Origin of the sequence: Mesorhizobium sp. M2A.F.Ca.ET.042.01.1.1, from assembly GCF_003997405.1 — a bacterium.
Lineage (GTDB): Bacteria > Pseudomonadota > Alphaproteobacteria > Rhizobiales > Rhizobiaceae > Mesorhizobium.
Genome location: NZ_RZRX01000162.1, coordinates 1 through 14,613, shown reverse-complemented (window position 1 = coordinate 14,613; position 14,613 = coordinate 1). Strand labels below are relative to the sequence as shown.

Here is a 14,613-nt window from a genome sequence, read left to right as displayed (position 1 = left end):
ACCGAGGACAAGCCGAAGCGTGCAGGCTGGTGGCAGCGCAAGGGCTTTTTCTAGGCCTTTCAATCTTCTAAGCTAAGCAGCTAACAAAATCCCGCGCCATCCGGCGCGGGATTTTTGCTATGGGTGTGGCCGAATTGGAAACACTCTGTGTGGCGCTTCACCTACCGCAATTTTAGCATCTCGCCGTCTTTGTAAATCAAAGCGGCTTCTCGGTTGGCTTTCATGTGACTGCGGGCGAACTTGTGGCAGCGTTCGTCCGTGTTGATTTGGCGCTCTACCCAACGTCGCCAATGAGGATCCGATAGTGCGATGCGCTCGGCCTCAAGAATGCTTGCGCCTTGGCGGAAGCGTAGCTCCTTAATATGCAATATCCACCGATTTCGATCTTCCATGTGCCACCTCCCACCTCATTCATCCTATGGCGCGAAGATCGACCAGTTCATCATCCGCGCGAGCTTCTCGAGCGCGATCGAGCCGAGCTTGGAGTTGCCGTTCTCGTTGAGGCCGGGCGACCACACCGCCAGCGAAGCCACGCCGGGCACGATGCCCAAAATGCCGCCGCCGACACCGCTTTTGCCGGGGATGCCCACGTGGAAGGCAAAATCGCCGGAGCCGTCATAGTGGCCGCAGGTCAGCATCAGCGCGCCGATACGGCGTGCCCGCTCGGCCGACACGACCGAATGCCCGGTCGCCGGATTCCTTCCGCTATTGGCGAGGAACCGGCCCGCCATGGCAAGCTGCCGGCAACTCATGGCGATGGCGCAGTGATGGAAATAAACGCCCAGTGCCAGCTCCGGCTCATGATGAAGATTGCCGAAGGATTTCATGTAGTTGGCTAAGGCGAAGTTGCGGTAGCCGGTCGCCCGCTCGGACGCCGCCACTTCGCGATCGATGATGATCGTCTCGTCATCGGCGAGGAACTGGATGAAGCGCAGGATCTCGCCGATCGCCTCGCGCGGCTGATGCCCGGCGAGCAGCACGTCGGAGACGACGATGGCGCCGGCATTGATGAACGGATTGCGCGGGATGCCGTTCTCATGCTCGAGCTGAACGATCGAATTGAACGGATTGCCGGACGGCTCGCGGCCGACTCGCTGCCAGAGCGCATCGCCGATCTTGCCCAGCGCCAGCGTGAGGGTGAAGACCTTCGAGACGCTCTGGATAGAGAAGGGCTGATCGGCATCACCGGCAAGGATGACCCGGCCATCATTGGTCACGGCGGCGATGCCGAATCTCTTCGGATCGACCTTGCCCAATTGCGGGATGTAGGTCGCCACCTTGCCGCGATCGCTACGCTCGGCCATTTCGGCGGCGACTTCCGCCAATGCTTGCTCGAGTTCCGGCATGTCGTCTATTTCAGCCAGCGTTCGATGCGCGCCAGCGCCTCGATCATGTCTTCATGGCTGCCGGCATAGGAAAAGCGCATGGTGCGATGCCCCTGCTGCGGATCGAAATCGCGGCCTGGCGTCGCCGCGACATGCGCCTCGGCCAGCATTTTTCGCGCAAAGGCCATGCTGTCATTGGTGTGACGGGTGACATCGCAGAAGGCGTAGAAGGCGCCGTCCATGGGAGCAGCCAGCGCAAAGCCGAGTTCCGGCAGACGCTTCATCAGAAGGTCGCGATTCCAGGCATAGCGCGCCTTCACCTTTTCGAGTTCCTCCGTGGCCTTGAAGGCCTCGATCGCGGCAATCTGCGACAATTCCGGCGGCGAGATATAAAGGCTCTGGGCGATGCGCTCGACCGGCCGCACCAGTTCATCGGGCAGCACCATCCAGCCGATGCGCCAGCCGGTCATGCAATAGTATTTCGAGAAGGAATTGATCACGATGACGCCGGCGCCATGCGCCAGCGCGGTCACATCGGGCGCCGCATAGGCCAGCCGGTGGTAGATTTCATCGGAGATGACGGCGATGCCGAGTTCCTCGGCCGTCTTCACCAGCGCCGCAAGTTCGTCCGCCGGGATCACCGCACCCGTCGGATTGGCGGGGCTGGCGAACAGCACACCCTTCAGCGGCTTATCGCGATGCGCGCTCTTCAGATGCTCGGCATGCAGATAGGCGTCCGCGCCGAGCTCGATCTCGACGATCTCGATGCCGAGCGCGGCCATGATGTTGCGATAGGCCGGATAGCCGGGCGCGGCGATGGCGACGCGGTCGCCCGGATCGAACATCGCCAGGAAAGCGAGGTTGAAGGCGGCCGACGACCCCGTGGTGACGGCAATGCGCGACGGCGCGACGTCGATCCCGTAATGCTCGCCATAGTGCTCGGCGATCGCCTTGCGCAGATCGGCCAGGCCCAAGGCATCGGTGTAGCCGATGCGGCCGTGCCTGAGGGCCGCGGCCGCCGCTTCGCGGACGCCCGCCGGCGCGGGATCCGACGGCTGGCCGACGGCCATCGACACCACGGGCACGCCGGTGGCCTTCAGCCGGTTGGCTTCGGCCAGGATGTCCATGGCGTGGAAGGGCTCGACTTCCCCCCGGCGCGAAAGCGAAACGACCATTTGACCTCTTCCAACTGCCCTATTTCGGTGAATTCCGGACGCAAGCAGCGCAGACTTGTCCTTGAACTGCCCTAGTTAAAGGAACAGCGCCGCACAAATGCCCGATTGATGTGGGGATCACAAGCGCGCAGGAAGTTGCCGGCGCCGACTTTTCATCTTTCGCCCGCTCGTCTACCAGTGGACCTATGTTGAGCCGACCCCGACCATCGATTGGCAGATCGACCTCTCTCAGCCGAACCGCGCGCGGCTTCGCGACGCTTATGCTTGCCGCCGCCGTTGCCGTGTCGGGCTCGGTCAGCGCCTTCGCGCAAGGCGTGCCGGTGGTGCGCGACGCCGAGATCGAGGCGCTGGTGCGCGATTATGCCCGGCCGATCTTCAAGGCTGCGGGGCTTGCAAATGACGGCATCGACATCGTTCTAGTCAACGATCCGAGTTTCAACGCCTTCGTCACCGGGCGGCGCCTGTTCGTCAACACCGGCGCGCTGGTGACCGCCGAAACGCCGAACGAGATCATCGGCGTCATCGCGCACGAGGCGGGCCATATCGCGGGCGGACATCAGCAGAAATTGCGCGACCAGCTCGACCGCGCCAAGACAATGGCCATCATCGCCACGCTGCTCGGCGCCGGCGCCATGGTTGCCGGCGCGACCACCAACAGCAAGGGCCTGGCGGGCGCCGGCATGGGTGTTGCCGCCGGCGGCGGCGAGATGGCGCAGCGCTCGATCCTTGCCTATCAGCGTACCGAAGAGATCACCGCCGACCGCTCGGCGATCACCTATCTCAACGCCACCGGCCAGTCCGGCATGGGCATGCTGAAGACCTTCGGCCGCTTCCAGAGCGCGCTGTCGCTTGCCGGCACCCAGGTGGATCCCTACCGGATCAGCCATCCGATGCCGCAGGAGCGCATCGCCAATCTTGAAGTGCTCGTCAAGCAGAGCCCCTTCGTCAGTGTCGTCGACCCGCCGGCGCTGCAGCAGCGGCACGACATGATGCGCATCAAGATCGCCGCCTATATGCAGGGCCAGGCGGCCGTCGCGCGGCTGATGCGCAAGAATCCGACCAGCCTTGCCTCGCGCTATGGCGATGCGCAGCAGACCTATCTCTACGGCAATCCAGGCGCGGCGCTGACCAAGACGGCGGCGCTGATCAAGGAACAGCCGAAGAATCCCTATTTCCAGGAGCTGCGCGGCGATATCCTGATGAAGGCCAACAATCCGAAGGACGCGGCGGACGCCTATGCCAAGGCGGTGAGCCTCGATCCCGCGCATTCGGGACTGCTGCTGGTCTCGCTCGGCCAGGCGCTGATGGCGGTGGGTACGCCCGATTCGCTGAAAAAGGCCGTGGTCCAGCTCAACAACGGCGTTGGGCGGGACAAGGAGAATGCCGATGCTTATCGCTTCCTGGCGCAGGCCTATGGAGAACAGGGCGACATTCCGGCCGCCGATCTCGCCACCGCGGAGGGCCATTACTATGCGGGCGACTACAAGAATGCCAAGATCTTCGCCATGCGCGCTCAACAGAAATTGAAGCGCGGCGAACCCCGCTGGGTCCGCGCTCAGGATATTATAAACTACACACCGTCTAACAAACTCAAATGAACCTCCCGGACGTCGGCGACGACGAAGGCGGACCGGAACAGGAAAAAGGACGAGGACAATGAACAAGGCAATCCTGCTTGGCAGTGCCGGGGGCCTGGCGGTGGCGCTCGGCATGCTGGCCTTCGGTTTCGTGGCGGGAAATCCGCAGGCCGCGAAGGCCGACACCGTGCAGGTCGCCCAGGTCACGTCCTCCACCGACACCAAGGCGGCCGCCGATACCAAGATCGACCGCAAGGAGGTCGAGGGCATCATCCGCGACTACCTCTTGAAGAACCCGGAAGTGCTGCTCGAGGTGCAGGACGCGCTTGAGGCCAAGCAGAAGGAAGAGCAGCGGCTTGCCGCACTGGGCGTCATCAAGAATTCCAAGGACGAGATCTTCAACTCGACATTCGACGGCGTCGTAGGCAACCCCAAGGGCAAGGTCACGATCGTCGAGTTCTACGACTATAATTGCGGTTTCTGCAAACGCGCCATCGAGGACATGAAGGCATTGACCAAGTCCGACCCGGACCTGCGCTTCGTGCTCAAGGAGTTCCCGATCCTGAGCCCGGATTCGCAGAAGGCCAGCGTCGTCTCCATGGCGTTCCACTTGATGCATCCGGAGAAATACGGCGAATTCCATACCGCGCTGCTCGGCGGCCAGGGCCGCGCCACCGAAGCGACCGCTATCAAGGTGGCGCTTTCGCTCGGCGCCGACGAGGCGACGCTGCGCGAGAAGATGAAGGATCCGCGCATCGCCGAGACGCTTTCGCGCACCTATGACCTTGCGACGAAACTGTCGATCACCGGCACGCCGTCCTATGTGGTCGGCAACGAGGTGATCTTCGGAGCGCTCGGCCAGCAGGTTCTGGCGGAAAAGATCGAAGAGGCCAAGAGCGCGCTGTAAGCGCTTGCGGATGCAAAAGCCGGCCGCTGTGGACAGCGCAAGAACGCACTTGCGCTCTTTTCGCGGGCGGCTATGCCCATTATAGAGGCCAGTGCGCCGGCTTGGGTTCGGCGTGAAACAAGGTCGGCATATTGAAAACGATTTTCGTCCTCAACGGTCCCAATCTCAATGCGCTCGGCAAACGCGAACCGGGAATTTATGGCGGCAAGACGCTTGCGGCCATCGAAGAGGACTGCAAGGCGGCGGGCGCCGCGCTCGGGATCGAGATCGATTTTCGCCAGTCCAATCATGAGGGCGATCTGGTCGACTGGATCCATGAAGCCGGCGACAAGGCTGCAGGCATCGTCATCAATCCCGGCGCCTACAGCCACACCTCGATCGCCATCCACGACGCCATCCGCTCTGTTGCGCCGCTGCCCGTCGCTGAGGTCCATCTTTCCAACATCCACGCGCGGGAGCCCTTCCGCCACGTCTCCATGGTCGCGCCGGTCGCTGTCGGCATGATCTGCGGGTTCGGGCCGCTCGGCTACACGCTCGCGCTGCAGGCACTGGCGGCACGCCTGTGACCGGCCCCCAAACAGAAGGCTCGAAAATGTCGATAAAAAAGACCGGTGTTGACCAGCAACTGATCCGCGACCTGGCGGGCATCCTGAACGACACCAATCTGACGGAGATCGAGGTCGAGCTCGGCGATCTCAAGGTGCGCGTGTCGCGCCAGTCGCAGGCTGTTCATGCGGTTGCCGCGCCCCTGCCCGCGATCGCCGCTCCCGTCGCCGCCGCGGCTCAGCCGGCAGCGGCCGCCGCCGCGGCGCCTGCCGATCCGTCGAAGAACGCCGTGCCTTCGCCGATGGTCGGCACTGCCTATCTGGCGCCCTCGCCCGACGCCAAGCCGTTCGTCGAGATCGGCCAGAAGGTGAAGGAAGGCCAGACGCTTCTCATCATCGAGGCGATGAAGACGATGAACCAGATTCCTTCGCCGCGCGCCGGCACGGTGACGGCGATCCTCATCGAGGATGCCCAGCCGGTCGAGTACGGAATGCCGCTGGTGGTCCTCGAGTAGGATCAGCCAAGAGATGTTCCAGAAGATCCTCATCGCCAATCGCGGCGAAATCGCGCTCCGGGTGCTGCGCGCCTGCAAGGAGCTCGGCATCCAGACGGTGGTGGTCCACTCGACCGCGGATTCCGACGCCATGCATGTGCGGCTCGCCGACGAGAGCGTCTGCATCGGCCCGCCGCCGTCGCGCGAAAGCTATCTCAACATCCACCAGATCGTCGCCGCCTGCGAGATCACCGGCGCCGACGCCGTGCATCCGGGCTACGGCTTCCTGTCGGAAAACGCCAAGTTCGCCGATATCCTCGCCGCGCACAACATCACCTTCATCGGCCCCTCCGGCGACCATATCCGCATCATGGGCGACAAGATCGAAGCCAAGCGCACGGCAAAGCGTCTCGGCATTCCCGTGGTGCCCGGCTCCGACGGCGCGATCAGCGACGAGAAGGAAGCCAAGCGCGTTGCGTCCGAGATCGGCTATCCGGTGATCATCAAGGCCTCCGCCGGCGGCGGCGGCCGCGGCATGAAGGTGGCGCACACCGAAGCGGATCTCGAAGTCGCGTTGCAGACGGCAAAGTCGGAAGCGGGCGCGGCCTTTGGCGACGACGCCGTCTATATCGAGAAATATCTGGAGAAGCCGCGCCATATCGAAGTGCAGGTGTTCGGCGACGGCGCCGGCCGCGGCGTGCATTTCGGCGAGCGCGACTGCTCGCTGCAGCGGCGCCACCAGAAGGTCTGGGAGGAAGCCAATTCGCCGGCGCTCAATGCCGAGGAACGTTCGCGCATCGGCGGCATCTGCGCCAAGGCGATCGCCGATCTCGGCTATTCCGGCGCCGGCACGATCGAATTCCTCTATGAGAATGGCGAGTTCTATTTCATCGAGATGAACACGCGACTGCAGGTCGAGCATCCGGTGACCGAAGCGATCACCGGCATCGACCTCGTGCATGAGCAGATCCGCGTCGCTTCCGGCGGCGGGCTGTCGGTCAGGCAGGAGGACATCAAGTTCACCGGCCACGCCATCGAGTGCCGCATAAACGCCGAGGACCCGCGGACCTTCACGCCTTCGCCCGGCACGATCACGCATTTCCATACGCCGGGCGGCCTCGGCGTCCGCGTCGATTCCGGTGTCTATTCCGGCTACAAGATCCCGCCTTATTACGACAGCCTGATCGGCAAGCTGATCGTGCATGGCCGCAACCGCGTCGAATGCATGATGCGGCTGCGCCGCGCGCTCGACGAATTCGTCGTCGACGGCATCAAGACGACGCTGCCGCTGTTTCGCGACCTTGTCGGCAATCCCGACATCGCCAATGGCGACTACGATATCCACTGGCTGGAAAAATACCTGGCCAAGGGTGAATAGCACGGGGATGCGATGACCCGCCCCTACGCGCCAGGCTATCGCATCCCGACCGACCTGCTGCTCAGGGCTTACGCCTCGGGCGTGTTCCCGATGGCCGAGAGCGCCGACGACCCGGAAGTGTTCTGGGTGCGGCCGGAAACGCGCGGCATCATTCCGCTGGACGGATTCCACACGCCGCGCAGCCTCAAGAAGACGATCCGCAAGCACCCGTTCGAGATCCGCTATGATTTCGATTTCGAGGCGACGATCGACGGCTGCGCCGAGAAGCGCGAAGAGCGCCGCTCGACCTGGATCAATGCGCCGATCCGCGAAGCCTATGTCGAGCTCCATCGCCTCGGCCACTGCCATTCGGTCGAAGCCTGGCGCGAGGACCGCCTGGTCGGCGGCCTTTACGGCGTCTCGCTCGGGCGCGTGTTCTTCGGCGAGAGCATGTTCGCAAGGGAGACCGATGCCTCGAAGACGTGCCTCTATTATCTCGTCGAGCGGTTGAAGGCGCGCGGTTTCGCGCTGCTCGACACGCAGTTCACCACCGAGCATCTGAAGCGCTTCGGCGCCATCGACGTGCCGCGCGGACAGTATGAGAAGCTATTGGCCGAGGCGCTGAAGGGCGAGGCCGTCTTCTATCCCTGAGGTCAGCCCTGCGCCGTATCAATCGGCGTCTGCGCATGGAACATCATCTTCCAGCCGTCGGCCCTGTGAACATAGCCGGTGCTGACCAGCGCGGCATAGGATTCGCCGTTCTCACGCGTCGCGCGCGCTTCGTAAGTCAGCATGACGATATCGCTGCCCGGCTCGACCATGCCTTTCAGCTTGATGTCGAGGTCGCGCCAACGGTTGGGCTTGCTGGCAGTCCCTGCCAGTTCGGCATTGGTCATCGCCTCGGCCATTTGCGGGAACGCCACCAGGCATTCCACATCGGCATTGGCTTCATAATAGGCGGAATCGCCGGTCCAGAAGCCCTTCTCGATGTCGAGAAGCTCTTGCTTGTTGGCCATGATGGGCTTCGTGGCGGTCATCGCGGATCCTCCTCGCCTTGCCGAGTTGGAACGGCTGAAAGGCGGGCAGGTTCCGGGATCAGTTGGTGCTGGAAGGATCGTCGTCGGCTGGCTCGGGGGCAGTGTCAGCCGGCTCGGCCGCCGGCTCCGCCGAAGCCTTGGGCTTGGCGGCCTGGGTCTTCGGCTTGCCCGTCTCGGCCTTTGCTGCGGTCGGTGGCGGCACGTCCGACTTCTGCTTGCAGCCCTTGAGCCAGACGTCATAGACGGCGTGCTCGACGGCGTTGAGACCAGGGCTTTCGGCAAACATCCAACCCGTGAAGATGCGACGGATCTTGCGATCGAGCGTGATCTCGTCGACCTCGACGAAGGAATCGGTCTTCGGCTGCTCCGTGTCCGGCCGCGAATAGCAGACGCGGGGCGTGACCTGCAAGGCGCCGAACTGCACGGTCTCGTCGACATAGACGTCGAAGGTGATGATGCGGCCGGTGATCTTGTCTATGCCGGCGAATTCGGCCACCGGGTTGGTGATACGCTCGGAGGTAGCCGGCGCAGGGGCCGGCGCCTGCGCGGCGGCGAAAGCGGCTGTCGAGGCAAGCAGAACGGACGCCGCTGCGATCAGCGCCTTAGAGATTTGGGCTGGAATCCTGAGCCGCAATTCCGAACGGAAAACCGCTGCGCACTTTTCCTGGAATTGCTCTGGATCGCTCATGCAAAATACCGGTGGTTGTGCCCGGGTGATTCTTCAATGCCCAAGGCTAATCATGGCTGCGCAGTCAGCAAGCAGCTAAACGCCAATTGTGGCGATAAAGGATCGAAGCGGCGCTTTGGATTGCGATCCGGAGGATTACGATCCCGGCGTCCAGGCATCGTAGTCGCCGGTCACTTGCGGACGATGCTGGTTGGTCAAGATCGAACCTTGCGGCCGATAGGCGCCGGGCGTTCCCGTGAGGTTCGCCCGATGCGGCTTCTGCCACTCGCGCGCCTTGTAGCTCTCGCCCGAAGGGGGCGTGTCGACGCGGTGATGGATCCAGCCATGCCAGCCGGGCGGGATCTTCGAGGCTTCCGAATAGTCGCGATAGATCACCCAGCGGCGGGTGCGGCCTTCCGAATCGACGCCGCCTTCATAATAGACGTTGCCTGCTTCGTCCTCGCCGACCTTCTTGCCGAAGCGCCAGGTGTGGAAGCGGGTGCCAAGCGTCTGGCTGTTCCACCAGGTGAAAAACTGCAGCAGGAAAGTTTTCATCCAGATCCTCGCGGCGGCAGCGGCTGCGCCTCTCCCCTGCTTATGGCGTCACGCCACCGCGAAGGCAAGGGTTTTGCCGCTCCCGGAACATAATGCTTCGTGCGCTAAATCGATGCAGCCGCTCCGCTGGCGGCAGGGCGGCTTGCAAAGCCTTGCCTGTCTTTCTAAAGCTCGACCCGCCCCCGGTTCGGGGCGCCTTCAGGGAGGTGACGATTGACCCGGAAACCGTCCGCCGACAGCCGGATCAACGCCGAAGATATTCGCCGCCGCAAGGGCGGCGTGCCGATCGTCTGCCTCACCGCCTACACCTACCCCGTCGCCCGCCTGCTCGATCCGCATGTCGACCTCCTCCTGGTCGGCGACAGCGTCGCCATGGTTCTGCATGGCCACGCCACCACGCTTGGCGCCTCGCTGGAGATGATGATCGCACACGGCCAGGCCGTAGTGCGCGGTTCGGCCAAGGCCTGCGTGGTGGTCGACATGCCGGCCGGCAGCTATGAGGACTCACCGGCGCAGGCCGCAGCATCGGCGAGGCGGATCGTCGGGGAAACGGGCTGCCAGGCAGTGAAGCTCGAAGGCGGCGTCGACATGGCCGCCCAGATCGCGGCCATCGTCGCCGAAGGCATACCGGTGATGGGTCATATCGGGCTGCAGCCACAGTCGGTGGAAAAGGACGGTGGCTACAAGGTCAAGGGCCGCACGGAGGAGAACATCGCAGCGCTCTTCCGCGACTCCGAGGCGGTGCAAAAGGCCGGCGCCTTCTCGGTCGTCATAGAGGGGACGATGGAGGCCGTCGCGGCGACGCTAACTCGTCATATTTCCATACCGACCATCGGTATCGGCGCCAGCGCCGACTGTGACGGCCAGATCCTGGTGATCGACGACATGGTCGGCATGACCGTCGACCGCGTGCCTAAATTCGTGAAGGAATACGCCAACTTGCGCGGCGTCATCGCGGATGCGGCGGCGCGCTACGCGGCCGAGGTGCGCAGCCGCGCCTTCCCCGGTCCTACCCATGTCTTCACGACGGCCTCCGGCAAGGACGAGACATGAACCCTCCAATCGTCGTCAACAGCGTCGCCACCCTTCGCGCACAGGTCCGTGACTGGCACCGGGCCGGACTCAGGGTCGCCATGGTGCCGACCATGGGCGCGCTGCATGACGGCCATATCTCGCTGGTCAGGATCGCGCTCGAACGGGCCGATCGCTGCGTCGTCTCGATCTTCGTCAATCCGACGCAGTTCGCGCCAACGGAGGATCTCGACAAATATCCGCGCCAGCTGGCCCGCGATCTCGACCGGTTGCGGGAGGCGGGCGCGCATCTCGCCTTCACGCCGGGCGTAAGCGAAATGTACCCCGCCGGCTTCGCCACCAAGATCTCGGTGGGCGGCCCCTCGTCGGGCCTCGAAACGGACTTCAGGCCAAGCTTCTTCGACGGCGTCGCGACCGTGGTGGCCAAGCTCTTCCTGCAGGCGGCGCCCGATTGCGCCGTGTTCGGCGAGAAGGACTACCAGCAGCTTTGCGTCGTCAGGCAGCTCTGCCGTGATCTGGACCTGCCTGTCGAGATCATCGGCGCGCCGACCGTGCGTGACGCGCACGGCCTCGCCATGTCGTCGCGCAATGCCTATCTGGGCGAAGCCGAGCTCGACATCGCGCGCCAGCTCAACCTAATCCTGCGCCGCGCGGCAGCGGCCCTTTCGGCCGGTGCGGATGAATCCGGCGCCACCGAGGATGCTGCAAAGGCGCTTGTCTCCGCGGGCTTCCGGAAGATCGACTATGTCGCCGCTCGCGCGAGCGTCACGCTTGCACCCTGGCGACGGGACGGCGACGGCCGCCTGCTAGCGGCAGCCTGGCTCGGCACGACGCGGCTGATCGACAATGTGGAGATTCCCTCCGCCTGAGCGTCCGCTGCCCGGTCGGCTGCCGATCCGCGGGCTGTCGCCGCCGTGACGCCTATTCTTCCGACGGCATATGCAGATACATCGACTGAATGCGCGCCGGCGATCTAGCCCAGCCGCTTTTCCATGATGAGCGCGGGCAATCCCGAACCGCCGCCGCAATCGGCGGTCCTGCCCGCCAAGCGGAACCCGTTCGCCTGGTAGAAGGCGATCGCCACGGCATTTGCTTCCTCGACTTCGAGGCGCAGCATATCCATCTCCGGAAAACTGGCCTCGACTTCGTCGAGCAGCGATTGGCCGATCCCCTGCCGCTGACAGCCTGGATGCACGTAGAGCTGGTTCAGAAGGACGATCTTCGGGTCGGTGGTAGCGGCAGCAAATGCCATGCCGCCGAGCCGCTTGCCGTCGTCAGCCACCAGGAACTCGGAATTCGGTCGCGTCAGCCGCGCCTTGAGCGAGGCGATCGAATGCCAGTCGTCGGTGATCGCCGTAACCCGCTCGGCGCCGTAGATGACGTCATAGGTCGCATGCCAGGTCTCGACCAGCAGGGCGCGGACCGCAACAAGATCGCGCTCGCTGGCGGTACGGACGAACATCGCCCTATTCGATGCCCAGCTTGGCCTTGACGAGGTCGTTGACCGCCTGCGGGTTGGCCTTGCCGCCCGTCGCCTTCATCACCTGGCCGACGAACCAGCCGGCCATGGTCGGCTTGGCGCGCGCCTGCTCCGCCTTGTCCGGGTTGGAGGCGATCACCTCGTCGACGGCCTTCTCGATGGCGCCGGTGTCGGTGACCTGCTTCATGCCGCGGCTCTCGACGAGCTGGCGCGGATCGCCGCCTTCGTTCCAGACGATCTCGAACAGGTCCTTGGCGATCTTGCCTGAAATGGTGCCTTCCTTGATCAGGTCGAGCACGGCGCCCAGCTGCTCAGGCGAAACCGGAGCATTTTCAATATCTTTGCCGGCCTTGTTCAGCTGCCCAAGGAGATCGTTGATGACCCAGTTGGCGGCGAGCTTGCCGTCGCGCCCGGCGGCAACCTTCTCGAAATAGTCGGCAATCGGCTTTTCCGAAACCAGCACCGAGGCGTCATAGGCGGACAGCCCAAGCACATCGACCAGCCGCGCCTTCTTGTCGTCAGGCAGTTCCGGCAGGTCCTTGGCCAGCGCGTCGACATAGGCTTGGTCGAACTCCAGCGGCAAAAGGTCGGGATCGGGGAAATAGCGATAGTCATGCGCTTCTTCCTTGGAGCGCATCGAGCGCGTCTCGCCCTTGTTCGGATCGAACAGGCGCGTCTCCTGGTCGATCTTGCCGCCGTCCTCGAGAATGGCGATCTGCCGGCGCGCCTCATATTCGATGGCCTGGCCGATGAAGCGGATCGAGTTCATGTTCTTGATCTCGCAGCGCGTGCCGAACACGCCGCCCGGACGGCGCACCGAGACGTTGACGTCGGCGCGCAGCGAACCCTCGTCCATGTTGCCGTCGCAAGTGCCGAGATAGCGCATGATCGAGCGAAGTTTGGTGACATAGGCCTTGGCCTCGTCGGCCGAGCGGATGTCGGGCTTGGAGACGATCTCCATCAGCGCCACGCCGGAGCGGTTGAGGTCGACATAGGACATGGTCGGGTGCTGGTCGTGCATCGACTTGCCGGCGTCCTGCTCCAGATGCAGGCGCTCGATGCCGACCTCGATGTCCTCGAACTCGCCCTGGCGGTCGGGACCGACGGAGACGATCACCTTGCCCTCGCCGACGATCGGCTGCTTGAACTGCGAGATCTGGTAGCCCTGTGGCAGGTCCGGATAGAAATAGTTCTTCCGGTCGAAGACCGACTTGTGGTTGATCGCCGCCTTCAAGCCCAACCCGGTGCGGATCGCCTGCTTGACGCATTCCTCGTTGATGACCGGCAGCATGCCGGGCATCGCCGCGTCGACCAGGCTGACATTGGCGTTGGGCGCGGCGCCAAAAGAGGTGGACGCGCCGGAGAAAAGCTTGGCCTGCGAGATCACTTGCGCATGCACTTCGAGCCCGATGATGATCTCCCAATCGCCCGTGGCGCCGGGGATCAGGCGTTTCGCGTCGGGGGTGCGGGTGTCGATGATGCTCATGGAGGGCCTACGAACTTAGAATTCTCGGAGTTGCATTAATGCAAATTTCGCTGCGCAACTTCGCTAGTGCAAACCGCACGGAGAGACAAGCGCAAAGCCATCTACTGGCGTTTGCCCGCGCGTTCGCCTAAGAAGCGTGCATCCCAATGGAGAGTGGATGTCCACTTACGCTCAATCCCGGTGAAGCCCTGACCTCGTAAGCGAGGCAGGGCAGAAAAACCTGAAACCCCGTGCCGCGATTTCTCGCGGCTGCGGCTTTTGTTGTTTTTCCCGGGACTTTATCCAATGGACATTTCGCGCAACGAACAGCGCATCCTGCACCTGCTCGCGCAGGGCGGGCGTATCGAAATCGAAAAGAACGAGAGCAGGAAGATCGCCTCCGTCCAGTGCCTGACCCGCGACGGCTGGCGCTATCCTGGCTTCGACCTGGAGCTCTTTCGAAAACTGAGGCGCAAGAAAGCGGTTTCCTCGACGGATGGCGGACCTTACCGCATCACCCGACGCGGGCTGCAGCTCGTCCGCGCCGAACTCGACAACCGATAGAACGCGCCCACGCCGCCGGCTGGCAACAGCCGGCGGTTTTCACTCAAGATCAAGCAGTGGCGATGTATTGCTTGATCTCCTCTGCCTCGCGTTCGACATCCTCGATGCGACGCTTGACCACGTCACCGATGGAGACGATGCCGTCGAGCAAGCCATTTTTCTCAACCGGCAGATGGCGGAAGCGGCCCCTCGTCATGATCTCCATGACCTCGTTGACCGTGTGGTTTTCGTTGCAGATCTTCACCTTCGGCGTCATCGCCGAGCGCACGGCGATATCGAGCGCGGCGGCGCCTTCCCTGGCCAGGACCTTGACGATGTCGCGCTCCGAGAGGATGCCGACGATCTTCCGGTCGCCATTGGTGATGACGAGCGCGCCGATCCTGTGCTCGGCCAGCATTCGAATGGCCTCGCTGAGTTTCTCATTGGGCCCGAG

General features: G+C 63.5%; 18 protein-coding genes. 9 read left to right on the top strand and 9 right to left on the bottom strand.

Annotated elements, in window-relative coordinates; all coding sequences use genetic code 11:
- Positions 1–161: 161 nt before the first annotated feature.
- The 3 genes from EOA23_RS22510 to EOA23_RS22500 are packed head-to-tail and all read right to left on the bottom strand — an operon-like array spanning position 162 to position 2,500.
- Positions 162–392, bottom strand: coding sequence for a hypothetical protein (locus EOA23_RS22510; protein WP_127305764.1), 231 nt, complete (start codon positions 390–392; stop codon positions 162–164).
- A 24-nt stretch (positions 393–416) separates the two neighbouring features.
- On the bottom strand, positions 417–1,346 hold the full coding sequence (locus tag EOA23_RS22505) for a glutaminase (protein ID WP_189341672.1): 930 nt from the start codon (positions 1,344–1,346) through the stop codon (positions 417–419).
- Positions 1,347–1,351: 5 nt separating this feature from the next.
- A complete protein-coding gene (locus tag EOA23_RS22500; protein ID WP_127305763.1) occupies positions 1,352–2,500 on the bottom strand; it encodes an aminotransferase class I/II-fold pyridoxal phosphate-dependent enzyme in 1,149 nt (382 codons plus the stop codon).
- Between the two features lie 185 nt (positions 2,501–2,685).
- On the opposite strand from EOA23_RS22500, the gene EOA23_RS22495 reads away from it, so the two are divergent.
- From EOA23_RS22495 to aat, 6 genes are all read left to right on the top strand, one after another.
- Positions 2,686–4,098, top strand: coding sequence for a M48 family metalloprotease (locus EOA23_RS22495; protein ID WP_127305762.1), 1,413 nt, complete (start codon positions 2,686–2,688; stop codon positions 4,096–4,098).
- Between the two features lie 58 nt (positions 4,099–4,156).
- Positions 4,157–4,984, top strand: a complete 828-nt coding sequence (locus EOA23_RS22490; protein WP_127305761.1) for a DsbA family protein — start codon at positions 4,157–4,159, stop codon at positions 4,982–4,984.
- Positions 4,985–5,115: 131 nt separating this feature from the next.
- Positions 5,116–5,550 (top strand): type II 3-dehydroquinate dehydratase, encoded by a 435-nt coding sequence (gene aroQ, locus EOA23_RS22485; RefSeq protein ID WP_127305760.1) that lies wholly within the window; start codon positions 5,116–5,118, stop codon positions 5,548–5,550.
- Between the two features lie 26 nt (positions 5,551–5,576).
- A complete protein-coding gene (gene accB, locus EOA23_RS22480; protein WP_042643882.1) occupies positions 5,577–6,044 on the top strand; it encodes an acetyl-CoA carboxylase biotin carboxyl carrier protein in 468 nt (155 codons plus the stop codon).
- Positions 6,045–6,057: 13 nt separating this feature from the next.
- A complete protein-coding gene (gene accC, locus EOA23_RS22475; protein ID WP_127305759.1) occupies positions 6,058–7,401 on the top strand; it encodes an acetyl-CoA carboxylase biotin carboxylase subunit in 1,344 nt (447 codons plus the stop codon).
- Positions 7,402–7,413: 12 nt separating this feature from the next.
- Entirely contained in the window at positions 7,414–8,031 is a 618-nt protein-coding gene (gene aat, locus EOA23_RS22470; RefSeq protein ID WP_127250819.1) for a leucyl/phenylalanyl-tRNA--protein transferase, read from the top strand.
- A 2-nt stretch (positions 8,032–8,033) separates the two neighbouring features.
- Here aat and EOA23_RS22465 read toward each other — a convergent pair whose 3' ends face one another.
- From EOA23_RS22465 to EOA23_RS22455, 3 genes are all read right to left on the bottom strand, one after another.
- Positions 8,034–8,417: a hypothetical protein gene (locus EOA23_RS22465; RefSeq protein ID WP_127305758.1), complete on the bottom strand. Its 384-nt coding sequence runs from the start codon at positions 8,415–8,417 to the stop codon at positions 8,034–8,036.
- A gap of 58 nt (positions 8,418–8,475) precedes the next feature.
- Positions 8,476–9,105 carry a DUF2155 domain-containing protein gene (locus EOA23_RS22460; protein WP_245474309.1) on the bottom strand — a complete coding sequence of 210 codons (630 nt, stop codon included), beginning with the start codon at positions 9,103–9,105 and terminating at the stop codon, positions 8,476–8,478.
- Between the two features lie 135 nt (positions 9,106–9,240).
- Positions 9,241–9,639, bottom strand: coding sequence for an NADH:ubiquinone oxidoreductase subunit NDUFA12 (locus EOA23_RS22455; RefSeq protein ID WP_042643890.1), 399 nt, complete (start codon positions 9,637–9,639; stop codon positions 9,241–9,243).
- Between the two features lie 213 nt (positions 9,640–9,852).
- Here EOA23_RS22455 and panB point away from each other — a divergent pair, with 213 nt between their 5' ends.
- Both panB and panC read left to right on the top strand, forming a co-directional pair.
- Positions 9,853–10,692, top strand: coding sequence for a 3-methyl-2-oxobutanoate hydroxymethyltransferase (gene panB, locus EOA23_RS22450; protein ID WP_127305757.1), 840 nt, complete (start codon positions 9,853–9,855; stop codon positions 10,690–10,692).
- Positions 10,689–11,540: a pantoate--beta-alanine ligase gene (gene panC / locus EOA23_RS22445; protein ID WP_127305756.1), complete on the top strand. Its 852-nt coding sequence runs from the start codon at positions 10,689–10,691 to the stop codon at positions 11,538–11,540. Before panB ends, panC begins: the two co-directional genes overlap by 4 nt.
- Before the next feature lie 104 nt (positions 11,541–11,644).
- Here panC and EOA23_RS22440 read toward each other — a convergent pair whose 3' ends face one another.
- Together EOA23_RS22440 and gatB are read right to left on the bottom strand one after the other, a co-directional pair.
- On the bottom strand, positions 11,645–12,133 hold the full coding sequence (locus EOA23_RS22440; protein ID WP_126061078.1) for a GNAT family N-acetyltransferase: 489 nt from the start codon (positions 12,131–12,133) through the stop codon (positions 11,645–11,647).
- A 4-nt stretch (positions 12,134–12,137) separates the two neighbouring features.
- Positions 12,138–13,637, bottom strand: coding sequence for an Asp-tRNA(Asn)/Glu-tRNA(Gln) amidotransferase subunit GatB (gene gatB, locus EOA23_RS22435; RefSeq protein ID WP_127305755.1), 1,500 nt, complete (start codon positions 13,635–13,637; stop codon positions 12,138–12,140).
- A gap of 285 nt (positions 13,638–13,922) precedes the next feature.
- Between gatB and EOA23_RS22430 the strand changes: the two genes are divergently transcribed.
- A complete protein-coding gene (locus tag EOA23_RS22430) occupies positions 13,923–14,180 on the top strand; it encodes a YjhX family toxin (protein ID WP_127305754.1) in 258 nt (85 codons plus the stop codon).
- Between the two features lie 49 nt (positions 14,181–14,229).
- Here EOA23_RS22430 and EOA23_RS22425 read toward each other — a convergent pair.
- Positions 14,230–14,613: CBS domain-containing protein (locus EOA23_RS22425; protein WP_145966457.1), on the bottom strand; the 384-nt coding region annotated here is incomplete at its 5' end.